Here is a 23,077-nt window from a genome sequence, read left to right on the forward strand (position 1 = left end):
GATGAATCAGGGGCAGGGGCTGGCATCCATGACGTCTCTGCAAAAGAAAGGCGTCGGAGAATGCCGCAGGAAAAGGGCGGTTAGAGGTGTGGGCCGTTAAATCAGAATGGGCTTACGCGCAGGGAAAAATTTCCCGGTTGGACTTCCGTTTAAGGCCACCTCAATTGGCGAGCGGTCCTAAAGGCAAATACAAGATTTACGGCTATGGAGCGGCACGTAATCGCTTGTACAACGTATTACGGCTAACCCCCAGCTCCCGAGCCAAATGGGAGATATTGCCGCCGACCGCCGCCAACCGTTGCTTAAGGCCCTGGATATCCTCCAGATCGCCCATCACCACCGGCGCACTGGGTACGGCTTGCCCCAGGTCGACAAAAAAGTCATCCGGCAGGTGTTCCGGGCGGATCGGTTGGTCTTCGGCCATGGCCAGCGCTACCTGGATCACGCTGCTGACCTGGCGCAGGTTGCCCGGCCAGGGGTGTTGCTCGAATAACGCCAGGACGTCGGAACTGAGCCCGGCCCATTGCGTGGGTTCGCGGTGCTGTTGCCACAGTTGCTTGAACAGCGCCTGCTTGTCACTGCGTTCGCGCAGGGGCGGCAGTTCCAGGGTCAGGCCGCCGATGCGGTAGTACAAATCCTCACGAAACCGTCCGATCTGCACCTGTTCGCGCAGCGAGCGGTTGGTGGCCGAGATAATCCGCAGGTCCACCGGGAACAATTCGCTGCTACCCACCGGTTGCACGCAACGCTCTTGCAGTACCCGCAGCAGCCGGGCCTGAGTGGGCAGGGGCATGTCGCCGATTTCATCGAGAAACAGCGTGCCTTTGTCCGCCTTGCGGATCAGGCCGATGCTGCCTTTTTGATTGGCACCGGTAAATGCGCCTTTTTCGTAGCCAAACAACTCCGATTCCACCAGCTCCGCCGGAATCGCCGCACAGTTGACGGCGATAAATGCTTGCTGGCTGCGGGAACTGGCCTGGTGCAGGGCTTTGACGAAAACTTCCTTGCCCACCCCGGTTTCGCCGTGGATCAGTAGCGGGATGTCTTTTTCCAGCAGGCGTTCGGCCTGGCGCACAGCCTTTTCCACGCGGCTGTCGCCAAAATGCAGGGTCTTGAGGCCAATGGCCGCGGGGGCCGGAGGGCTAAAGACCCTGGCCTGCACCGGCACCTGCTTGGGGCGTTTGAGCAGGCACTGGAAACGATTGCGCCCGGCAGCTTGTAGGGCGAAGGGTAGGCCTTCGGGCTGGTTGAGCAGCTCCAGCAGCGAGACCTTGAACAGGCTGTCGATCATTACCCGCGACAGGCTGATGCCCAGCAGGTTGTCGGCGCGGCAGTTGGCCGACAGCACCTGGCCGCTTTCATCGAAGATCAGCAGGCCGGCCCATTGGCTGTCGAGGTTGTTCAGGCCGGTATTGAAGGTCAGTTGGAAGTGTTCGCCGCCAAACAGGTTGAGGATCAGCCGGTTTTCCACGGTCTGGCTCATCATCTTGACCATGCCCAGGGTGTGGGAGGGCGGTAGGTAGCTGTCGCTGGACACATCCAGCACCGCAATGATTTCGCGCTTGGCATCAAAGATCGGCGCGGCCGAACCGGTCATGAAACGGTTGGCCTTGAGGAAATGCTCGTCATGCTCGATATGCACCGCCTGGGCGCAGGCCAGCGCGGTGCCGATGGCGTTGGTGCCGGTGGCGCGCTCCATCCAACTGGCCCCGGCGCTGAAGCCACGGGCGAGCTTGGGTTCGATAAAGCGCTGGGTGCCCCAGGACGTCAGGACCTGGCCCTGGTTGTCGGCCAGCATGATCAGGCAGTTGGAATTGCTTAGGATGTTCTCGTAATAGGGCAGCACTTCCTGGTGGGTGGTCTGGACCAGTGCATGCTGGCTCTCCAGCAGTTGGCTGATGCCCTCGGCGGGCAGTTGGTCGAAACTGGGGGTGCTTTGGTGATCCAGGCCAAAGGCACGGCAGCGGCGCCAGGAGTCCTGGATGATGGTGTCGTGGGGCAAAAGCGGGGCTGCTGCGGCCATGGTGGTGACCTTCTTTTTATTGTTGTTATGAACCGTGCACCGCTCACCTTGTGGGAGCTGGCTTGCCTGCGATGGCGTCCGTGAGATCGCTATCGCAGGCAAGCCAGCTCCCACAGGTTGAACGGTTTTACTGGGCTTACTTAGTGTTGTTCAGAACTGTTCATTGTCAACCCGGCGGTTGTTCAATTGTTCAGTTGTGAATGTTCATTTCTGTTCAGTACCGAGCAGCAGTTCTGCCTAAGCCTTTGGTAAATAAATATTTTTTGTTATTGGCACGAAACTCGCTCTGCCCCTGGAAGAACAATTCCAATAAGAAAAAGGGCGTGTCATGTCATTGACCCTGGAACATGTGACCCGCGTTGTCGAAGGCCAGACCTGGATCGATGACGCCAACCTGCGCTTTGAAGCCGGTTCCTTCAATGTCCTGCTAGGGCGCACGTTGTCCGGCAAGACCAGTCTGATGCGCCTGATGGCCGGCCTGGACAAGCCGGACCACGGGCGCATCCTGATGAACGGCGTCGACGTTACCCACAAGCCGGTGCGCTTGCGCAATGTGTCGATGGTGTACCAGCAGTTCATCAACTACCCGACCATGACCGTGTTCGAGAATATCGCCTCGCCGCTGCGCCAGGCCGGGGCCTCCAACGAACTGATCCACAGCAAGGTGCTGGAAACCGCGCAGATGTTGCGCATCGACAAGTTCCTGCAACGTCATCCCCTGGAGCTGTCCGGTGGCCAGCAGCAACGCACGGCCATGGCCCGGGCGCTGGTCAAGGATGCCGAGCTGATTCTGTTCGACGAACCCCTGGTCAACCTGGACTACAAACTGCGCGAAGAGCTGCGTCAGGAAATGCGCGAGCTGTTCAAGGCCCGCAACACCATTGCCATCTACGCCACCACCGAGCCTAACGAGGCCCTGGCGCTGGGCGGCACTACGACCATCCTCCACGAAGGCCGGGTGATCCAGAGCGGCAGGGCCGCCGAGGTCTATCACCAACCGCAGACGGTATTGGCGGCCGAGCTGTTTTCCGAGCCGCCGATCAACCTGATGCCGGGGCGCATCAGCGGCAATGAAGTGAGCTTCGCCAACGATGTGCACTTCCCGTTGAACGTGGACCTGCGGCCGATTGGCGAGGGCGAGTTCCGCTTTGGCGTGCGTCCCAGCCATATCAGCCTGGTGCCCAGCAACGACGATGACCTGGAACTGGCAGTGACCGTGGAAGTGGCGGAGATCAGCGGCTCGGAAACCTTCCTGCATGTGCGCAGCGAGCATTTTTTGCTGGTGTTGCACTTGCCTGGGGTACACGAATACGACGTGGATGCGCCGATCAGGATCTACATACCAACCCATAAACTGTTTGTGTTCGATGGCCAGGGCCGTTTGCTCCAGGCCCCCGGGCGCCGTGTCGCGAGGGTTGCCTGATGGCCGAGATCCATTTGCAGAACCTGGCGCATAGCTACAGCCCTACACCTGTGGGGCCTGAAGACTACGCCATTCGCGAAATGAACCACATCTGGGAGCAGGGCGGCGCCTACGCCTTGCTCGGTCCCTCGGGCTGCGGCAAGTCGACCTTGCTCAACATCATCTCCGGCCTGCTTAGCCCTTCGGAAGGCCAGGTGCTGTTCGACAGTAAGGTGGTGAATGACCTGACCCCGGAAAAACGCAATATCGCCCAGGTGTTCCAGTTCCCGGTGGTCTACGACACCATGAGCGTGTTCGATAACCTGGCATTCCCCCTGCGCAACCAGGGCATGGCCGAGGCGAAAGTGCACAGCAAGGTGCAGGAAATTGCCGAGGTGCTCGACCTGCAGAACCTGCTGGGCAAAAAAGCCCGCAACCTCAGCGCCGATGAAAAGCAAAAGGTCTCGATGGGCCGTGGGCTGGTACGCGATGACGTATCGGCGATCCTGTTCGACGAGCCGCTGACGGTGATCGACCCGCACCTGAAGTGGAAACTGCGGCGCAAGCTCAAGCAAATCCACGAGCAGTTCAATATCACCATGGTCTACGTCACCCACGATCAGTTGGAGGCCTCGACCTTTGCCGACAAGATCGCGGTGATGTACGGCGGGCAGATTGTGCAGTTCGGCACGCCGCGGGAGTTGTTCGAGCGTCCCAGCCATACCTTTGTCGGCTATTTCATCGGCAGCCCTGGGATGAATCTGATTGAGGTGCAGGCCGATGCCGGTGGGGTGCGGTTTGCCGGGACACATCTGGCGTTGTCCGAGGTGCAGCAACGGCAGATCGCGGAAAAGAACTACAAGAAACTCCAGGTCGGTATTCGTCCCGAGTTTATTCATGTGTGGGACGAGTCCACTCCTGACGCGTTGCAGGCCGACGTCATACATATCGAAGACCTCGGCACCTACAAAATCCTGACCCTCAACCTCGACGGCGCGCCGTTGAAAGTACGCCTGGCCGAAGACAAACCAGTGCCCGAAGGCCGGGTGTCGATCAGCTTTCCGGCGCAATGGCTGATGGTGTATGCCGACGATTACCTGCTGGAGGCGCGGCCATGAACAAGGTGCAGAACAACAAGGCCTGGTGGCTGGTGCTGCCGGTGTTCCTGCTGGTGGCGTTCAGCGCGGTGATCCCGATGATGACCGTGGTCAATTACTCGGTGCAGGACATTTTCGACCAGTCCAGCCGCTATTTCGTCGGGGCCGACTGGTACAAGCAGGTGTTGCTGGACCCGCGCCTGCATGACTCGCTGTTGCGCCAGTTCATCTATTCCGCGTGTGTGTTGCTGATCGAGATCCCGCTGGGCATTGCCATTGCCTTGACCATGCCCACCAAGGGGCGCTGGTCGTCCCTGGTGCTGATTGTGATGGCCATCCCGCTGCTGATCCCGTGGAACGTGGTCGGCACCATCTGGCAGATCTTCGGCCGTGCCGATATCGGCCTGCTGGGCTCGAGCCTGAATGCCATGGGCATCAACTACAACTATGCCGCCAACACCATGGACGCCTGGGTCACGGTGTTAGTGATGGACGTGTGGCACTGGACCTCCCTGGTGGCGCTGCTGTGCTACTCGGGGCTGCGGGCCATACCGGATGTGTACTACCAGGCCGCGCGGATTGATCGTGCGTCGGCCTGGGCAGTATTCCGACATATCCAGTTGCCGAAGATGAAGAGCGTGCTGCTGATCGCGGTGATGCTGCGCTTCATGGACAGTTTCATGATCTATACCGAGCCTTTTGTACTGACCGGCGGTGGGCCGGGGAATGCGACGACCTTTCTCAGTCAGACCCTGACCCAGATGGCTGTCGGTCAATTCGACCTGGGCCCGGCGGCGGCGTTTTCCCTGGTGTATTTCCTGATCATCCTGTTGGTGTCCTGGCTGTTCTACACCGCCATGACCCACTCCGACGCCAACCGCTGAGGCCGCCAACATGAGCAAGCGCAAGGTCATTCCGCTGTTGATCTACATCCTGTTCCTGCTGGTGCCGATCTACTGGCTGCTGAACATGTCCTTCAAGAGCAACACCGAAATCCTCGGCGGCCTGACGCTGTTTCCGCAGGAATTCACCCTGGCCAACTACAAGGTGATCTTCACCGACCCCAGTTGGTACACCGGCTATCTCAACTCACTGTATTACGTGAGCCTGAACACCGTGATTTCCCTGACGGTGGCGCTGCCAGCGGCCTACGCGTTTTCGCGCTATCGCTTCCTGGGCGACAAGCACCTGTTCTTCTGGTTGCTGACCAACCGCATGGCGCCGCCGGCGGTGTTTCTATTGCCGTTTTTCCAGTTGTATTCGTCCATTGGCCTGTTCGATACGCATATCGCCGTGGCCCTGGCCCACTGCCTGTTCAACGTGCCGCTGGCGGTGTGGATCCTGGAAGGCTTTATGTCGGGGGTGCCCAAGGAGATCGACGAAACGGCCTACATCGACGGCTATAGCTTTCCGAAGTTTTTCGTGAAGATCTTTATCCCGCTGATTGGCTCGGGGATTGGTGTCACCGCGTTTTTCTGCTTTATGTTTTCCTGGGTCGAACTGCTGCTGGCGCGCACCCTGACGTCCGTCAATGCCAAGCCGATTGCTGCCGTGATGACCCGCACCGTGTCAGCGTCCGGGATTGACTGGGGGGTGCTGGCGGCCGCCGGGGTACTGACTATCCTGCCGGGCATGCTGGTGATCTGGTTTGTTCGCAACCATGTGGCCAAGGGCTTTGCCCTGGGCCGGGTCTGAGGAATCGATGATGGAATGGATGGCCTGGACCACCCCGACTGCCCTGTTCTTTGTGGCGATTGCCCTGTTGCTGGCGGGCATGACCACGTGGGAACTGCGCTCGCCGAGCATTCCCCGGCGCGGCTTGTTACCGATCAGCACCACCCGTGGTGATCGCTTGTTTATCGGTCTTCTCGGGAGCGCCTACCTGCATCTGCTGGTGATTGGCGTAACCGGCTGGAGCATCTGGGTGGCGTCCGCGCTGTCTGTGGTGTGGCTGTTGTCTGTGATGCGTTGGGGCTGATGCGATGGCCTGTTCCCTTGTAGGAGCGAGGCGGGGCATCTGTCGGACCCGTTTGAAATCAACCAGGAGGTCTCTATGTTCGATAAAAACAATAAGCTGCGACATAGCATTTCATTGGCCGCCGTCTTGGCCCTCAGCGGTTTGAGTGCTGCGGCCTGGGCCGATGCCTATGAAGATGCCGCGAAGAAGTGGATCGGCAGCGAGTTCAAACCGTCCACCCTGACGCAGGCCCAGCAGCTTGAAGAACTGAAGTGGTTTATCAAGGCCGCCGAGCCGTTTCGTGGGATGAAGATCAATGTGGTGTCAGAAACCCTCACCACCCACGAGTACGAATCCAAGGTGCTGGCCAAGGCCTTCAGTGAAATCACCGGGATCAAGCTGACCCACGACCTGCTGCAGGAAGGCGACGTGGTGGAGAAGCTGCAGACCCAGATGCAGTCGGACAAAAATATCTATGACGGCTGGGTCAACGATTCCGACCTGATCGGTACGCACTTTCGCTATGGCAAGACCGAATCGATTACCGACCTGATGGCCAATGAAGGCAAGGACTTCACCTCGCCGACCCTGGACCTCAAGGACTTTATTGGCATCTCCTTTACCACTGCGCCGGACGGCAAGATCTATCAGTTGCCCGACCAGCAATTCGCCAACCTGTACTGGTTCCGTGCCGACTGGTTCGAGCGGGCCGATCTGAAGGCCAAGTTCAAGGAAAAGTACGGCTATGAGCTGGGCGTGCCGGTGAACTGGTCGGCCTATGAGGATATCGCCAAGTTCTTCAGCGAAGACGTCAAGGAAATCGACGGCAAGCGCGTGTATGGCCATATGGACTATGGCAAGAAGGATCCGTCCCTGGGCTGGCGCTTTACCGATGCCTGGTTCTCCATGGCCGGTGGCGGCGATAAGGGCCTGCCCAACGGCTTGCCAGTGGACGAGTGGGGGATCCGGGTCGAGGACTGCCACCCGGTGGGTTCCAGCGTGACCCGTGGCGGCGACACCAATGGCCCGGCCGCAGTGTTTGCCACACAGAAGTATGTCGACTGGATGCGCGCCTATGCGCCACCGGAAGCGGCGGGCATGACCTTCTCCGAGTCCGGGCCGGTGCCGTCCCAGGGTAATATCGCGCAGCAGATTTTCTGGTACACCGCCTTTACCGCCGATATGACCAAGCCGGGCTTGCCGGTGATGAACGCCGATGGCACGCCGAAATGGCGCATGGCCCCGTCACCACGCGGTCCGTATTGGGAGGAGGGTATGAAGCTGGGGTATCAGGACGTGGGCTCCTGGACCTTCCTCAAATCCACGCCAGAGAAACAGAAACTGGCGGCCTGGCTCTATGCGCAGTTCGTCACCTCGAAAACCGTGTCCTTGAAAAAAACCATTGTCGGCCTGACGCCGATCCGCGAATCGGACATCAACTCCCAGGCCATGACCGACCTGGCACCGAAACTTGGCGGCCTGGTGGAGTTTTATCGCAGCCCGGCGCGGGTGCAATGGACGCCGACCGGCACCAACGTGCCGGACTATCCACGCCTGGCCCAATTGTGGTGGAGCCATATCTCGGAAGCCGCCAGTGGCGAGAAAACCCCACAACAGGCGCTGGATGGCCTGGCCAAGGACCAGGACGCGATCATGACGCGCCTGGAGCGCTCCAAGGTGCAACCGATCTGCGGGCCGAAGATGAACCCCGAGCGCGATGCCCAGTACTGGTTCGACCAGCCGGGTGCGCCCAAGCCGAAATTGGCGAACGAGAAGCCCAAGGGTGAAACCGTGAACTATGCGGACTTGCTCAAGTCGTGGGAGGCGGCGCGTAAGTGAGGGAGGGCGGATAGCACAACGGCACCGTGAGGTGCCGTTTTTGTTGCAGTGTAAAAGACCGCTTCAGCAGCCTTTAAGGCATGCGATCAGCTTAGCAGTGCCAATCGTTCCACTGTATCCGGAAATTTTGATACCAGCCGAATCAGTGTGGCGGCCTGGGCATTGGGTCGTGCTCGGCCTTGCTCCCAGTTTTCCAGGGTGCGTGTATTGGTGCGTAGATACATGGCAAATACAGCACGGGAAAGATTGAGCTGTTGTCGTACTGCAATGACGTCTTCAGCGGTGAGAAGGGCCAGTTTGTTTTGCTGCACGGTATGAGTCCGGAGTGTGACCTTGCCTTGGCGCTCGTTGGCCAATGCATCGAAGCCTTCGACCAGTTCGGAAAAAATGTCACGTTTCATGTGAATCCTCTCGCTTTGATTTCCCTGTCCAGCATGTGCTTGAGGGCGTGTTTGTGTTGTGGGCTCAAGTCGCTCTGCTCGTGCTTGCCGTACAGCGTGAACAGCCAAAATTGAGTGCCGCCCGACCACCAGTAATAGATGACTCGTAATCCACCCCGCTTGCCTTTGTTTCGTCGTTCATCGACGAAGCGCAGCTTGCGTAACCCACCGGTCCCTTCCATCACGGCCCCCGCTTCGGGGTTCTTCATGAGTTCTTGCTGAAAGCCGTGAAACAGTTCGTCAGTCAGGTAGTCCTTGCGGTACCGCTCAAAGGGCGGCAGTTCAATAAATAGAGCATCCATGTTCTGTACGTAGCCTGCGTATAGTTTGGTGGCCCCTCTGCCAAGGGTCAAGTGACCATGACGTGGGATTCTTCCTAAAGCGCATACACCATACGAGTGGCTCAGGCAGATAGATGCCAGACACAGAGGCATTTTCGTAAGGAACATTCCTTGAGCCGGGCAGGGAACTTTAACCTTTGCCAGAAACGCAAAACGGCACCCTCAGGTGCCGTTCTGTTTACTGCTGGCTGCTAGGTAATCAACCCGCCATCACCGCATGCTGCACCAGGGTGAGCAACGGTTGTGGGTAGACACCCAGGAAGAACGCCAGCAGGGCAATGGCCAGCAGCATCACGCCACCGGCTTTCTGTTCCCAGTGCAGCTCGGCGTCCACACGGCGCAGGTTTGGCTCGATCAGGTACAGGGTGACCATCACGCGCAGGTAGTAGAACACGCCGATGGCGCTGCCCAGTACCAGGGATGCCACCAGCCACCATTCGTGGGCTTCGACACCGGTCGCGACGATGTAGAACTTGCCGATAAAGCCTGCGGTCAGCGGGATACCAGCCAGGGACAGCATCATCACGGTCAGTACGGCGGTCAGGTACGGACGGCGCCAGAACAGGCCGCGGTATTCGTACAGGGCGTCGGCGTCACGGCCTTTATAAGGCGAGGACATCAGGGTGATCACGCCGAACGCGCCGAGGCTGGTGATCACGTAGGTGACCAGGTACACGCCAATCGCTTCCACCGCCAGGCCCTTACTCGCCACCAGGGCGATCAGCAGGTAGCCGAAGTGGGCGATGGACGAGTAACCCAGCAGACGCTTGAGGTTGTTCTGGGTCAGGGCCAGCAGGTTGCCGAACAGGATCGACGCAATGGCGATCACGGTCAGCACGTCGCTCAGCACACCGGTGTTGGCGGCCGGGGAGATCTGGAACAGACGCACCATCACCGCAAACACTGCAACCTTCGACGCAGTAGCCAGGAACGCGGCTACCGGCGCCGGGGCGCCTTCGTACACGTCTGGGGTCCACAGGTGGAACGGTACCAGCGACAGCTTGAACGCCAGGCCGATCAGCATCATGGCCAGGCCCAGTTGGGCGATTGGCGCAGGCATGCTGGTGGTGGCCAGGGCGTGGCCGATACCGCTGAAGCTCAGGCTGCCGGCTTCGGCGTAGAGCAGGGCCATACCGAACAACAGGAACGCGGAACCTGCAGCCGACAGCACCATGTACTTGATGCCGGCTTCCAGGGAGCGCTTGTTGAAGAAGGCGTAGGCCACCAGGCCGTAGGTCGGGATCGACAGCAGTTCCAGGCCGATGAACAAGCCGGCCAGGTGCTGCGCGCTGACCAGCACGATACCGCCGGCCGCCGCCAGTAGGATCAGCAGGTACAGCTCTTCGCGGTTGCCCGGGTAGCCGGTGCCGCCTTCGCCGAGGTAGGCATGGGCGAGGGTGACGCAGGCCAGTGTCGCCACGAGGATCAACGCGGTGTACAGCAGCGCGAAGTCATCGATCATCACCAGCGGGGTCACCGCCAGCGGGGCAACCTTGAGTGCCGGGATAATCGACAGCAGGGCCAGGTTCAGGCCTGCGGTGGACAGCAGGAACGTCTGTGAGTGATTGCGGCGCCAGGCGATTGCCAGCATCACCACCACAATGGTGAGGCTGGTAATCAGCAGCGGCGCAAGCGCGATAAAGTGTTGGATCGTGAATTCCATAGCGCTCTTACCGGGCCGAAGCGAGTTGAGTGAAGGCGGTGCTCAACCACTGCTGCACGCCATGCATCGTGGCGGCAGAGGTGTCGAGGAACGGTTGCGGATACACGCCGATATACACCAGCAATGCCGCAAGGCCGAGCACCATGATCAGTTCGCGAGCATCCATCCCTTTGAGGACGGCGTCCGACTTGGTCGGGCCGAAGTAGGCGCGGTGGATCATGATCAGCGAGTAGACCGAACCGAACACCAGGCCGGAGGTGGCAATCGCGGTGATCCATGGCGCACTGACGAAGCTGCCCATCAGGATCAGGAACTCACCGACGAAGTTGCCGGTACCCGGCAAGCCCAGGGACGCAGCGGCAAAGAACAGGCTGATTGCCGGCAGGTAGGCGATACGCGACCAGATGCCGCCCATTTCACGCATGTCACGGGTGTGCAGGCGCTCGTACAGTTGGCCACTGAGGATAAACAGTGCGGCGGCTGAAACACCGTGGGCCAGCATCTGGATCACTGCGCCTTGCAACGCCAGTTGGCTGCCGGAGTAGATGCCGATCAGTACGAAACCCATGTGGGAAACGGACGAGAAGGCAATCAGACGCTTAATGTCGGTTTGCGCGAAGGCCAGGAATGCACCGTAGAAGATCCCGATCAGGCCCAGGGTCATGGCGATCGGCGCAAACTCGGCCGAAGCATTCGGGAACAGCGGCAGGGCAAAACGCAGCAGGCCGTAGGCCGCCGTCTTCAACAGGATACCGGCCAGGTCCACGGAACCTGCGGTGGGCGCCTGGGCGTGAGCGTCAGGCAACCAGGAGTGGAACGGCACCACCGGCAGTTTCACCGCGAAGGCGATGAAGAAACCGAGCATGAGGATGTACTCGGTGGTCATCGACATCTTGGTTTTCAACAGGTCGGCGTAGTTGAAGGTAATCACGCCGGTGTTGTTGAAGTTGACCAGGACCAGGCCCAGGATCGCCACCAACATGATCAGGCCGGAAGCCTGGGTGAAGATGAAGAACTTGGTCGCCGCGTAGATCCGGGTTTTCTTGCCGTCCGAAGAGCTGTGACCCCAGAGCGCGATGAGGAAGTACATCGGCACCAGCATCATTTCCCAGAAGAAGAAGAACATGAACAGGTCGAGGGCGAGGAACACGCCGACTACGCCGCCCAGGATCCACATCAGGTTCAGGTGGAAGAAACCCACGTGACGCTCGATTTCTTTCCAGGAGCAGAGTACCGAGAGGATACCCAGCAGGCCGGTCAGCAGGATCATCAACAGCGACAGGCCGTCGAGGGCCAGGTGCACATTGATGCCGAAGCGTTCGATCCAGACGTGCTTGAACTCAAGCGCGAAGGTTGGATCGACACCCGGTGCCGGAGCAAATGAATAGTCGCCATGGGCCCACAGCCAGAGGCCGAGTGCGAGTTCCAGGGACATGGTCAGCAACGCAATCCAGCGGGGCAGGGTAGCGCCGAAGCGCTCGCCCATCCAGCAGAGCAGGCCGCCGATAAAGGGGATCAGGATTAGCCAGGGCAGAATCATGACGGGCTCGTTTCCTTTCGCAAGTTCGCAAAGTTCATATCAGACCGCTACCACTACGATGGCGCCGATCACCAGCACGGCACCAGCCGCCATGGAAGCTGCATACCAACGCAATTGGCCGGTCTCGGTGCGGCTCAGGGCGGTGTGGCCAGCCTTGGCGGCACGCGGGATCAAACCGATGGTTTGGTCGAGCGGGTCTTTGCGCAGTACATGGCTGATCGCAAGGTAAGGCTTGACGAACAGTTTGTCGTAGATCCAGTCGAAGCCCCAGGCAGCGAACCACCAGGCCGAAAGGAAGCGGCCAATGCCACTGTTGGCCACGGCGGTGACGAAGCGACGCTTGCCGAGGAACAACAGGGCCGCCAGCAGGATCCCGGCGATGGCGATGGCGCCCGAGGCGATTTCCAGGCTGTGCTTGGCATCGCCGCCGGCATGCCCGACGCTTTGTGGCAGTACGCCAGCCAGTGGCGGGGTGATCATGGCGCCGACGAAGGTCGACAGGATGATCAGCACCGACAGCGGCAGCCAGTGAGAAATGCCGTGGCCTGCGTGGGCTTCGGTCTTGGCTTCACCGTGGAACGTGATGAAGATCAGGCGGAAGGTGTACAGCGAGGTCATGAACGCACCCACCAGACCGGCGTACAGCAGGCCTTGGTTACCGCTGGCAAAGGCTTCCCAGAGGATTTCGTCCTTGGAGTAGAAACCTGCGGTCACCAGTGGCAGGGCTGCAAGCGCCGCGCCGCCGACGATGAAGCTGGCGTAGGCCAACGGCAGTTTCTTCCACAGGCCGCCCATCTTGAAGATGTTCTGCTCGTGGTGGCAGGCAACGATCACCGCACCGGACGCCAGGAACAGCAGGGCCTTGAAGAAGGCGTGGGTCATCAGGTGGAAGATTGCGCCGTCCCAGGCACCGACGCCCAGGGCCAGGAACATGTAGCCGATCTGGCTCATGGTCGAGTAGGCGAGGATGCGCTTGATGTCGGTCTGCACCAGCGCGGCAAAGCCGGCCAGCACCAGGGTCACGCCGCCCACCAGGCCCACCAGGTGCAGGATTTCCGGCGCCAGGGTGAACAGGCCGTGGGTACGGGCGATCAGGTAGACACCGGCGGTCACCATGGTGGCGGCGTGGATCAGTGCCGACACCGGGGTAGGACCGGCCATGGCGTCTGCCAGCCAGGTTTGCAGTGGCAGTTGTGCCGATTTACCGACAGCGCCGCCCAGCAGCATCAGGGTCGCCAGGGTGATCCAGAAGTCGCCGACCTGGAACTTCTGCGGTGCCAGCACCAGCAGTTCCTGGATATTCAGCGTGCCCAGCTGTTGGAACAGGATGAACAGGCCGATGGCCATGAACACGTCGCCGATCCGGGTCACGACAAAGGCCTTGAGGGCCGCGTTACCGTTGTTGCGGTTGCTGTAGTAGAAACCGATCAACAGGTACGAGCACAGGCCCACGCCTTCCCAGCCGAAGTACAGGAACAACAGGTTATCGCCCAGCACCAGGAACAGCATGCTGGCGATAAACAGGTTGGTGTAGGCAAAGAAGCGCGAGTAACCGGCCTCGCCACGCATGTACCAGGACGCGAACAGGTGGATCAGGAAACCCACGCCCACCACCACGCCGAGCATGGTGATCGACAGGCCGTCGACGTAGAGGGCGAAGTCAGGCTTGAAGCCTTCGACCGCCATCCACTGCCACAGCACCAGGGTGTAGTGACCGGCTTCGGGTGGTGCAACGTTGAATTGCCAGATGACGTAGGCGGCGACAATCGCCGACAGGCCAATGGAACCCACGCCGACCAGGGCCGAGAGGTTTTCCGACCAGCGTCCACGGGAGAACGACAGCAGCAGGAAACCGATCAGGGGGAATACGAAAGTCAGAAAGATCATGTTCATCCGCGCATCTCACTGGCAGCGTCGATATCAAGCGTGTGGAAGCGACGATACAGTTGCAGCAGGATCGCCAGGCCAATACTGGCCTCGGCGGCTGCCAGGCTGATCACCAGGATGAACATCACTTGCCCATCCGGCTGGCCCCAACGCGCACCCGCCACGATGAAGGCCAGTGCCGCAGCGTTCATCATGATTTCCAGGCTCATCAACACGAACAGAATGTTACGGCGAACCATCAGGCCGACCAGGCCAAGGCAGAACAGGATGCCGGCGACCGCCAGACCATGCTCCAAAGGGATAGCAGGCATCGTCATTGCTCCTTGGCTTCGTTGCGGCCCAAGTGGAAGGCCGTGATGGCTGCGGCGAGCAGCAGCATCGAAGCCAGTTCGACCACCAGCAGGTACGGGCCGAACAGGCTGATGCCCACGGCCTTGGCGTCTACGGTGGTGTGGCCGATGGCCTGGCCGCTCTGGTGAGCGAACAGCACATACAGCAGTTCACCCAGCAGCAGCGCTGCCAGGATCACTGGGCCAAGCCAGATGCCGGGCTTGAGCCAGACGCGCTCCTGGGCGACCGAAGCCGGCCCCAGGTTGAGCATCATCACCACAAACACGAACAGCACCATGATGGCGCCAGCGTAGGCGATCACTTCCAGGACACCGGCAAACGGTGCGCCGAGGCTGAAAAAGGTCATGGCCACGGCGATCAGCGAAATGATCAGGTAGAGCAGGGCGTGCACGGGGTTGGTGTTGGTGATCACGCGAAGCGTGGACACCACTGCAATACCCGATGCGAAATAGAAAGCGAATTCCATCTTTCTTCCTTAAGGCAGCAAGCTCTTCACGTTGATCGGCTCGGCTTCGTTTTGTGCGGCGCCTTTCGGCTTACCGGCAACGGCCATACCTGCAACACGATAGAAGTTGTAATCAGGGTTTTTACCGGTACCTGCGATCAAAAGATCTTCTTTCTCGTACACCAGGTCCTGACGTTTGAACTCGGCCATCTCGAAATCCGGTGTCAGCTGGATCGCGGTGGTCGGGCAAGCTTCCTCGCAGAGGCCGCAGAAAATGCAGCGCGAGAAGTTGATGCGGAAGAAGTCCGGGTACCAGCGACCGTCTTCGGTTTCAGCTTTCTGCAGGGAGATGCAACCCACCGGGCACGCCACGGCGCACAGGTTGCAGGCTACGCAACGCTCTTCGCCGTCGGGGTCGCGGGTCAGTACGATGCGGCCGCGATAGCGCGGCGGCAGGTACACCGCTTCTTCCGGGTATTGCAGGGTGTCGCGTTTGCGAAAGCCGTGACCGAACACCATCACCAGGCTTCGCAACTGGGTACCGGTACCCTTAACGATGTCGCCAATATATTTGAACATGGGTCAAATCCTCACTGAACCGCGCCCGCTGGCGTGTTCAACAACACAACGGCAGCAGTCACCAGCAAATTGATCAGGGTCAGCGGCAGGCAGAAGCGCCAGCTGAAATCCATCACCTGGTCGTATCGTGGACGCGGAATGGAAGCGCGCAGCAGGATAAACAACATGATGAAGAACGCGGTCTTGAGGAAGAACCAGAAGAACGCCAACTGCGGCAGGATACCGAACGGACCGTGCCAGCCGCCGAAGAACAGCGTGACCAGCAGGGCCGAGATCAAGATGATGCCGATGTACTCACCGACGAAGAACATGCCCCATTTCATGCCGGCGTATTCGATGTGGTAACCGTCGGCCAGTTCCTGCTCCGCTTCCGGCTGGTCGAAGGGGTGACGGTGAGTCACGGCCACGCCAGCAATGAAGAAGGTACAGAAGCCGAAGAACTGCGGAATGATGAACCACAGGTTCTGCGCCTGGTACTCGACGATGTCGCGCATGTTGAATGAGCCCACCTGCACCACGATGCCCATCAGCGCCAGGCCCATGAACACTTCGTAGGACACAGTCTGGGCCGAGGCCCGCAAGCTGCCCAGCAGGGCGAACTTGTTGTTACTGGCCCAGCCGGCGAACAGCACCGCGTAGACCGACAAACCGGCCATGGCGAAGAAGAACAGCAAGCCGATGTTCAGGTCCGCCACGCCCCAGGTCGGGGTGATCGGGATGATCGCGAAGGCGATCAGCAAGGCGCTCATGGCCACGACCGGTGCCAGGGTGAAGATCACCTTGTCGGCAAACGGCGGGGTCCAGTCTTCCTTGAAGAACATTTTCAGCATGTCGGCAGCGATCTGGAACATACCAAATGGGCCAACGCGGTTCGGACCGTAACGGTCCTGCCACCAGCCCAGCAGGCGACGTTCGACGAAGCTGAGCAGGGCGCCCGCGACGACCACGGCCAACAGGATCACGATGGCCTTGACGACCGAGATGATCACGTCGATCACTTCAGGGGTGAACCAGGTCATTGCGCTGCCTCCTGCAGACCGTCAACGGTTTGGCCAAAGATCGCAGGCGGAATCCCGGCGAGGCCTTTTGGCAGTGCAACCAGGCCAGCACCCAGCTCATCGTTGATGCGCAGCGGCAGACGCAGGGTCTGGCCGGCCACGTTCAGGCTGAGCAGGGCACCGTCGTTGACACCCAGGCGATCGGCTTCGGACTTGGCCACGGACACGTAGGCTTGTGGAATGCGCTCTTGTACCGGCGCGGCCTTGGAAGAGGTCTCTTCGCTGCCGAACAGGTGGAAGAACGGCACAACCTGCCAGGTGCCCTGGGCCGGGTTGAACGGACGCGGTACGGCGGTGAACCAGTTCAGCGAATCACCGCTGCTTTCGATCAGGCGGGTGCCCGGGTCGCCAGCGCGGATATGCCCACCGACTTCGTCCTGGAACTTGTTCCAGGCCTGCGGCGAGTTCCAGCCCGGCGACCAGGCAAACGGCACCTGCTGACGCGGCTCGACCGAACCCGAGTAACCTTCCATGGAGAAGGCGAACGCGGTGTCGTTGTCTTGCGGGGTACGCGGTTCGTGCACGCTGATATCAGCGCGCATGGCGGTACGCCCGGAATAACGCAGCGGCTCACGGGCCAGTTTCATGCCCTTGATACGGAACGCGGCGGACGGTGCGGCATCGACGATACGCGCCAGTTGCGGGGCGCTCGCGGCGACGGCTGTGGTGACGTGGTCGAGCTGGGTCCAGTCGATCGGCTGGTTCAGCAGGGTTGCGCGCAGGGCATGCAGCCAGCGCCAGCCTTCGTGAACCAGGATACTGGCGTCCATGTACTTCGGATCGAACACCTGGAAGAAGCGCTGGGCGCGGCCTTCCTGGCTGACCAGGGTCCCGTCGCCTTCGGCGAAGCTTGCGGCTGGCAGCACCAAGTGGGCACGGTCGCTGGTCGCGGTCTTCTGGTGATCGGCGACGATCAGTACTTTGGCAGCACTCAGCGCAGCATCGACCTTGCCCGCATCGGTGCGGGTGTACAGGTCGTTTTCCAGCACCACGATGGCGTCGGCATTGCCGTCGATCACCGCTTGCAGGGCGTTGTCCAGGGACTCGCCACCGAGCATGGCCAGGCCAAGGCTGTTGGCTTCCGGCACGACCAGGCTGATGGAGCCGTTCTTCTCGCGCAGCTTCAGGGCCTTGGCGATGTTGGCGGCGGCCTCGATCAGCGCCTTGGAACCCAACGAGGTGCCGGCAATGATCAGTGGACGCTTGGCCGCCAGCAGGGCGTCGGCGATGCGTTGGGCCAGGGCTGCGGCTTCTGCGTCCAGGCCTTCGACGGCAGGGGCGCTGGCGTCGAGGGCGTGGGCCACGGCGAAACCGATGCGCGCCAGGTCGTCGGGCGCGGCGTGCACGCATTCTTCGGCGATATCATCGAGCTTGGTTTCAGCGAGGCTGGCGATAAACAGCGGGTTCAGCGCGTGCTGGCCGATGTTTTTCACCGCGGCGTCGAGCCAAGGTTGCACGCGCATGGCGTCGGCCATTTCTTCGGCCTTGCCTTTGACCGACTGGCGCAGCGACAGGGCGATACGCGCGGCGGTCTGGGTCAGGTCTTCACCGAGTACGAAGATTGCGTCGTGGTCTTCGATGTCGCGCATGTTTGGCACTGGCAGCGGGCTGTCGTTCAGCACCTGGAGGACCAGGCGGATGCGCTCCAGCTCAGCGGCTTCGATACCACTGTAGAAGTGCTCGGCCCCCACCAGCTCGCGCAACGCGTAGTTGCTTTCGAGGCTGGCGCGTGGCGAACCGATACCGACGATGTTGCGCCCGCGCAGCAGGTCGGCGGCTTTATCCAGTGCCGCGTCCAGGCTCAGCTTGGCGCCATCGGCCAGCAATGGCTGGCGCGGACGGTCTTCGCGGTTGACGTAGCCATAGCCGAAGCGGCCACGGTCGCACAGGAAGTACTGGTTGACCGAACCGTTGAAGCGGTTTTCGATGCGACGCAGTTCGCCGTAGCGCTCGCCCGGGGAGATGTTGCACCCGCTGGAGCAGCCATGGCAGATGCTCGGCGAGAACTGCATGTCCCACTTGCGGTTGTAGCGCTCGGAGTGGGTCTTGTCGGTGAACACGCCGGTCGGGCAGACCTCGGTGAGGTTGCCGGAGAACTCGCTTTCCAGAACGCCGTCTTCAACGCGACCGAAGTACACGTTGTCGTGGGCGCCGAATACGCCCAGGTCGGTGCCGCCGGCGTAGTCTTTATAGAAGCGTACGCAGCGATAGCAGGCGATGCAGCGGTTCATCTCGTGGGAAATGAACGGGCCCAGTTGCTGGTTCTGGTGGGTGCGCTTGGTGAAGCGATAACGGCGCTCGTTGTGGCCGGTCATCACCGTCATGTCTTGCAGGTGGCAGTGACCGCCTTCCTCACAGACCGGGCAGTCGTGGGGGTGGTTGGTCATCAGCCATTCGACAACGCTGGCGCGGAACGCCTTGGATTCATCATCGTCGATGGAAATCCAGGTGTTGTCGGTGGCCGGCGTCATGCAGGACATGACGATACGACCACGGGTGTCGTTTTCGTCGGTGTACTGCTTGACCGCACACTGGCGACAGGCACCGACGCTACCAAGCGCGGGGTGCCAGCAGAAATAAGGGATGTCGAGGCCTAGTGACAGACACGCCTGTAACAGGTTGTCTGCCCCATCGACTTCGAGCGCTTTGCCGTCTACGTGGATAGTGGCCATGGTTCAAAGTTCTTCGTTGGCCCGTTGTCAGCGGGCGTGGCTAATGGAATCTTGTTATTCATGTGCATCAACACAGCCTTCACGGCGTCAGCACATGACAAGGCGAAGGGCACGGACCCTTCGCCTATTGAAGCGTTACGCGCCGACTACGATCGGCTTTGCCAGAGGCGGGACGGCGGCGCTTTTGGGCGCGATGCCGGCTTCGAACTCCGAGCGGAAGTACTTGATTGCACTGCCCAGTGGCTCCACGGCGCCCGGTGCGTGAGCACAGAAGGTCTTGCCCGGGCCGAGGAAACCCACCAGGCCCAGCAGGGTCTCGATATCCCCCGGCTGGCCTTCGCCGTTCTCGATCGCCATCAGGAGCTTGACGCTCCATGGCAGGCCATCGCGGCACGGGGTGCAGAAACCACAGGATTCGCGGGCGAAGAACTGCTCCATGTTGCGCAGCAGCGAGACCATGTTCACGGTGTTGTCCACCGCCATCGCCAGGCCGGTCCCCATCCGGGTGCCCACCTTGCCGATGCCGCCGGCATACATCTGTGCGTCGAGGTGCTCGGGCAGCAGGAAACCGGTGCCGGCGCCGCCTGGCTGCCAGGCCTTGAGGGTGTAGCCATCGCGCATGCCGCCGGCGTAGTCCTCGAACAGCTCGCGGGCGGTCACGCCGAAGGGCAGTTCCCACAGGCCGGGGTTCTTGACCTTGCCGGAGAAGCCCATGAGCTTGGTGCCCATGTCTTCGCTGCCTTCGCGGGCCAGGGATTTGTACCAGTCCACGCCGTCGGCGATGATCGCCGGCACGTTGCACAGGGTCTCGACGTTGTTCACGCACGTCGGCTTGCCCCACACGCCAACGGCAGCAGGGAAGGGCGGCTTGGAGCGCGGGTTGGCGCGGCGGCCTTCGAGGGAGTTGATCAGGGCGGTTTCTTCACCGCAGATATAACGCCCGGCACCGGTGTGCACGAACAGCTCGAAGTCGAACCCCGAGCCGAGGATGTTCTTGCCCAACAGGCCGGCGGCCTTGGCTTCTGCCACGGCACGGTTCAGGTGCTTGGCGGCGGTGGTGTATTCGCCCCGCAGGAAGATGTAGCCACGGTAGGTTTTCAGTGCGCGGGCACTGATCAGCATGCCTTCGATCAGCAGATGGGGCAGTTGCTCCATCAGCATGCGGTCTTTCCAGGTGTTGGGCTCCATTTCATCCGCGTTGCACAGCAGGTAGCGGATGTTGATGGATTCGTCCTTGGGCATCAGGCCCCACTTCACCCCCGTGGGGAAGCCTGCACCACCGCGGCCTTTAAGGCCGGCGTCCTTCACGGTCTGGACGATATCGTCCTGGGCCATGTCGGCAAAGGCTTTGCGTGCGGCGGCGTAACCGTTCTTGGCCTGGTACTCGTCAAGCCATACCGCCTCGCCGTCGTCGCGCAGGCGCCAGGTCAGCGGGTGAGTCTCGGCCGAACGCTTGATCAGGTTGGCGGGACCAAAGGAAGTCAGGGTCATGGGTAGCCCTCGAGCAATTGGGTGACGCCAGAGGCCTGGACGTCGCCGAATGTGTCGTCGTCGATCATCAACGCCGGCGCCTTGTCGCAGTTGCCCAGGCAGCACACCGGCAGCAGTGTGAAGCGCCCGTCTGCAGTGGTCTGGCCCAGGCCAATGCCCAGCTTGCTCTGGATCGCGTCGACCACCGACTCGTGGCCGCCGATGTAGCAGACCATGCTGTCGCACACGCGAATGATGTGGCGGCCGACCGGCTGGCGGAAGATCTGGCTGTAGAACGTGGCCACGCCTTCCACATCGCTGGCTGGGATGCCGAGAATCTCGCCGATGGCGTAGAGGGCGCCGTCGGGCACCCAGCCACGTTCCTTCTGGACGATCTTCAAGGCTTCGATCGACGCCGCGCGCGGGTCTTCGTAGTGATGCAGCTCGTGCTCGATGGCCGAGCGCTCGGTTTCACTCAAGGTGAAACGGTCTGTCTGGATAAGCGTGCTGTTCATGCTCATGCTTAGCGGTCCACGTCGGCCATAACGAAATCGATACTACCCAGGTACGCAATCAAGTCCGCGACCATCTCGCCTTTGATCACCGAAGGGATCTGCTGCAAGTGCGCGAAGCTTGGGGTACGAATCCGGGTGCGGTAGCTCATGGTGCCGCCATCGCTCGTCAGGTAATAACTGTTGATACCCTTGGTCGCTTCGATCATCTGGAAGGACTCGTTGGCCGGCATCACCGGGCCCCACGAGACTTGCAGGAAGTGCGTGATCAGGGTTTCGATGTGCTGCAGGGTGCGCTCTTTAGGCGGCGGCGTGGTCAGCGGGTGATCCGCCTTGTACGGGCCTGCCGGCATGTTGCGCATGCACTGCTCGATGATCTTCAGGCTCTGGCGCATTTCTTCGACGCGCACGATGCAACGGTCGTAGGCATCGCCATTGGCTGCCAGCGGGACTTCAAACTCGAAGTTCTCGTAGCCGGAGTACGGGCGCGCCTTGCGCAGGTCGAAATCGCAACCGGTGGAACGCAGGCCGGCACCGGTGACGCCCCATTCCAGGGCTTCCTTGGTGTTGTACTGCGCGACGCCAATGGTCCGCCCCTTGAGGATGCTGTTGTCCAGGGCGGCTTTCTGGTACTCGTCCAGACGCTTGGGCATCCAGTCGATGAATTCCTTGACCAGGCGTTCCCAGCCATTTGGCAGGTCGTGGGCCACGCCGCCGATGCGGTACCAGGCCGGGTGCAGGCGAAAGCCCGTGATGGCTTCGATGACCTTGTAGGCACGCTGACGGTCGGTGAAGGTGAAGAACACCGGGGTCATGGCGCCGACGTCCTGGATATAGGTACCCAGGAACAACAGGTGGCTGGTGATACGGAAGAACTCGGCCATCATGATGCGGATGGTGTCGACGCGGTCCGGGACCTTGATGCCGGCCAGCTTCTCGACCGAGAGCACGTACGGCAGGTTGTTCATCACGCCGCCGAGGTAGTCGATACGGTCGGTGTACGGGATGAAGCTGTGCCAGGACTGGCGCTCGGCCATCTTCTCGGCACCACGGTGGTGGTAGCCGATGTCCGGTACGCAGTCGACGATTTCTTCGCCGTCCAGTTGCAGGATGATACGGAAGGCACCGTGGGCCGAGGGGTGGTTGGGGCCCAGGTTGAGGAACATGTAGTCCTCGTTGGTGCCGGAACGCTTCATGCCCCAGTCTTCCGGGCGGAAGCGCGCCGCTTCTTCTTCAAGCTGCTGCTTGGCCAGGTTGAGGCTGAACGGATCGAATTCGGTGGCGCGGGCAGGGAAGTCCTTGCGCAGCGGGTGACCTTCCCAGGTCGGCGGCATCATGATGCGCGTCAGGTGCGGGTGGCCCGGGAAGTCGATCCCGAACATGTCCCAGACTTCGCGCTCGTACCAGCTGGCGTTCGGCCAGATACCAGTCACGGTCGGGATGCTCAGGTCGCTTTCCGAGAGGGCGACCTTGATCATCACGTCGCTGTTACGTTCCAGCGACATCAGGTGATAGAACACGGTGAAGTCGGCGCCGCTCGGCAGCCCCTGGCGCTTGGTGCGCAGACGCTCGTCCACGCCATGCAGGTCATAGAGCATGACGTACGGCTTGGGCAGGTTGCGCAGGAAGGTCAGGACTTCGACGAGCTTGGCGCGCGCCACCCACAGCACCGGCATACCGGTGCGTGTGGCCTGGGCGGTGAAGGCGTCAGGGCCAAAACGGTTATTGAGTTCGACGACCACATCCTGGTCGTCTGCCTTATAAGGCGGGATATACAGAGCACTGCCTGTAGTCATGGTTT

20 protein-coding genes are annotated in these 23,077 nt (G+C 60.8%); 6 read left to right on the plus strand and 14 right to left on the minus strand.

The genetic code is table 11. The annotated features are described in order from the left end of the window. Positions 1 to 202: 202 nt before the first annotated feature. Positions 203 to 2,023 carry a sigma-54-dependent Fis family transcriptional regulator gene (locus AC07W7_RS24745; protein WP_495040300.1) on the minus strand — a complete coding sequence of 607 codons (1,821 nt, stop codon included), beginning with the start codon at positions 2,021 to 2,023 and terminating at the stop codon, positions 203 to 205. A gap of 328 nt (positions 2,024 to 2,351) precedes the next feature. On the opposite strand from AC07W7_RS24745, the gene AC07W7_RS24750 reads away from it, so the two are divergent. The 6 genes from AC07W7_RS24750 to AC07W7_RS24775 all read left to right on the plus strand — a co-directional run bounded on the left by AC07W7_RS24750 (position 2,352) and on the right by AC07W7_RS24775 (position 8,318). Then, complete coding sequence (locus AC07W7_RS24750) at positions 2,352 to 3,446, plus strand: ABC transporter ATP-binding protein (protein ID WP_076965281.1); 1,095 nt, start codon at positions 2,352 to 2,354, stop codon at positions 3,444 to 3,446. After that, complete coding sequence (locus tag AC07W7_RS24755; protein WP_076965280.1) at positions 3,446 to 4,543, plus strand: ABC transporter ATP-binding protein; 1,098 nt, start codon at positions 3,446 to 3,448, stop codon at positions 4,541 to 4,543. The genes AC07W7_RS24750 and AC07W7_RS24755 overlap by 1 nt, the downstream gene beginning before the upstream one ends. Next, positions 4,540 to 5,406, plus strand: coding sequence for a carbohydrate ABC transporter permease (locus AC07W7_RS24760; RefSeq protein WP_029293322.1), 867 nt, complete (start codon positions 4,540 to 4,542; stop codon positions 5,404 to 5,406). The genes AC07W7_RS24755 and AC07W7_RS24760 overlap by 4 nt, the downstream gene beginning before the upstream one ends. Positions 5,407 to 5,416: 10 nt before the next feature. Then, a complete protein-coding gene (locus tag AC07W7_RS24765) occupies positions 5,417 to 6,217 on the plus strand; it encodes a carbohydrate ABC transporter permease (RefSeq protein ID WP_076965279.1) in 801 nt (266 codons plus the stop codon). Between the two features lie 10 nt (positions 6,218 to 6,227). After that, entirely contained in the window at positions 6,228 to 6,500 is a 273-nt protein-coding gene (locus AC07W7_RS24770) for a DUF2160 domain-containing protein (protein WP_076965278.1), read from the plus strand. Between the two features lie 75 nt (positions 6,501 to 6,575). Continuing rightward, positions 6,576 to 8,318 (plus strand): ABC transporter substrate-binding protein, encoded by a 1,743-nt coding sequence (locus AC07W7_RS24775; RefSeq protein ID WP_169865107.1) that lies wholly within the window; start codon positions 6,576 to 6,578, stop codon positions 8,316 to 8,318. Between the two features lie 86 nt (positions 8,319 to 8,404). Here the strand turns inward: AC07W7_RS24775 and AC07W7_RS24780 are convergent, their stop codons facing one another. The 13 genes from AC07W7_RS24780 to nuoC all read right to left on the minus strand — a co-directional run bounded on the left by AC07W7_RS24780 (position 8,405) and on the right by nuoC (position 23,072). Further along, positions 8,405 to 8,719, minus strand: a complete 315-nt coding sequence (locus AC07W7_RS24780; protein ID WP_076963806.1) for a helix-turn-helix domain-containing protein — start codon at positions 8,717 to 8,719, stop codon at positions 8,405 to 8,407. After that, a complete protein-coding gene (locus AC07W7_RS24785; RefSeq protein ID WP_076963860.1) occupies positions 8,716 to 9,060 on the minus strand; it encodes a type II toxin-antitoxin system RelE/ParE family toxin in 345 nt (114 codons plus the stop codon). Before AC07W7_RS24785 ends, AC07W7_RS24780 begins: the two co-directional genes overlap by 4 nt. A gap of 238 nt (positions 9,061 to 9,298) precedes the next feature. Then, a complete protein-coding gene (gene nuoN, locus AC07W7_RS24790; protein WP_029293335.1) occupies positions 9,299 to 10,762 on the minus strand; it encodes an NADH-quinone oxidoreductase subunit NuoN in 1,464 nt (487 codons plus the stop codon). A 7-nt stretch (positions 10,763 to 10,769) separates the two neighbouring features. Then, complete coding sequence (gene nuoM, locus AC07W7_RS24795; protein ID WP_057445263.1) at positions 10,770 to 12,302, minus strand: NADH-quinone oxidoreductase subunit M; 1,533 nt, start codon at positions 12,300 to 12,302, stop codon at positions 10,770 to 10,772. Between the two features lie 39 nt (positions 12,303 to 12,341). Then, positions 12,342 to 14,195: an NADH-quinone oxidoreductase subunit L gene (gene nuoL, locus AC07W7_RS24800; protein ID WP_495040301.1), complete on the minus strand. Its 1,854-nt coding sequence runs from the start codon at positions 14,193 to 14,195 to the stop codon at positions 12,342 to 12,344. Then, positions 14,192 to 14,500, minus strand: coding sequence for an NADH-quinone oxidoreductase subunit NuoK (gene nuoK / locus AC07W7_RS24805; protein ID WP_003174727.1), 309 nt, complete (start codon positions 14,498 to 14,500; stop codon positions 14,192 to 14,194). Before nuoK ends, nuoL begins: the two co-directional genes overlap by 4 nt. 2 nt (positions 14,501 to 14,502) lie before the next feature. Continuing rightward, positions 14,503 to 15,006: an NADH-quinone oxidoreductase subunit J gene (gene nuoJ, locus AC07W7_RS24810; protein WP_003219561.1), complete on the minus strand. Its 504-nt coding sequence runs from the start codon at positions 15,004 to 15,006 to the stop codon at positions 14,503 to 14,505. Between the two features lie 9 nt (positions 15,007 to 15,015). Continuing rightward, positions 15,016 to 15,564, minus strand: a complete 549-nt coding sequence (gene nuoI / locus AC07W7_RS24815) for an NADH-quinone oxidoreductase subunit NuoI (protein ID WP_014718911.1) — start codon at positions 15,562 to 15,564, stop codon at positions 15,016 to 15,018. Between the two features lie 11 nt (positions 15,565 to 15,575). Then, positions 15,576 to 16,583 carry an NADH-quinone oxidoreductase subunit NuoH gene (gene nuoH, locus AC07W7_RS24820; protein ID WP_017737147.1) on the minus strand — a complete coding sequence of 336 codons (1,008 nt, stop codon included), beginning with the start codon at positions 16,581 to 16,583 and terminating at the stop codon, positions 15,576 to 15,578. Beyond that, on the minus strand, positions 16,580 to 19,294 hold the full coding sequence (nuoG, locus tag AC07W7_RS24825; protein WP_495040302.1) for an NADH-quinone oxidoreductase subunit NuoG: 2,715 nt from the start codon (positions 19,292 to 19,294) through the stop codon (positions 16,580 to 16,582). Before nuoG ends, nuoH begins: the two co-directional genes overlap by 4 nt. Positions 19,295 to 19,429: 135 nt before the next feature. After that, positions 19,430 to 20,785, minus strand: a complete 1,356-nt coding sequence (gene nuoF / locus AC07W7_RS24830) for an NADH-quinone oxidoreductase subunit NuoF (RefSeq protein ID WP_076963809.1) — start codon at positions 20,783 to 20,785, stop codon at positions 19,430 to 19,432. Further along, positions 20,782 to 21,279 carry an NADH-quinone oxidoreductase subunit NuoE gene (gene nuoE, locus AC07W7_RS24835; RefSeq protein ID WP_029293358.1) on the minus strand — a complete coding sequence of 166 codons (498 nt, stop codon included), beginning with the start codon at positions 21,277 to 21,279 and terminating at the stop codon, positions 20,782 to 20,784. The genes nuoF and nuoE overlap by 4 nt, the downstream gene beginning before the upstream one ends. An 8-nt stretch (positions 21,280 to 21,287) precedes the next feature. Beyond that, positions 21,288 to 23,072 (minus strand): NADH-quinone oxidoreductase subunit C/D, encoded by a 1,785-nt coding sequence (gene nuoC, locus AC07W7_RS24840; protein ID WP_033896875.1) that lies wholly within the window; start codon positions 23,070 to 23,072, stop codon positions 21,288 to 21,290. Positions 23,073 to 23,077 lie beyond the last annotated feature (5 nt).

The organism is Pseudomonas sp. GW821-FHT01D09 (assembly GCF_059422465.1).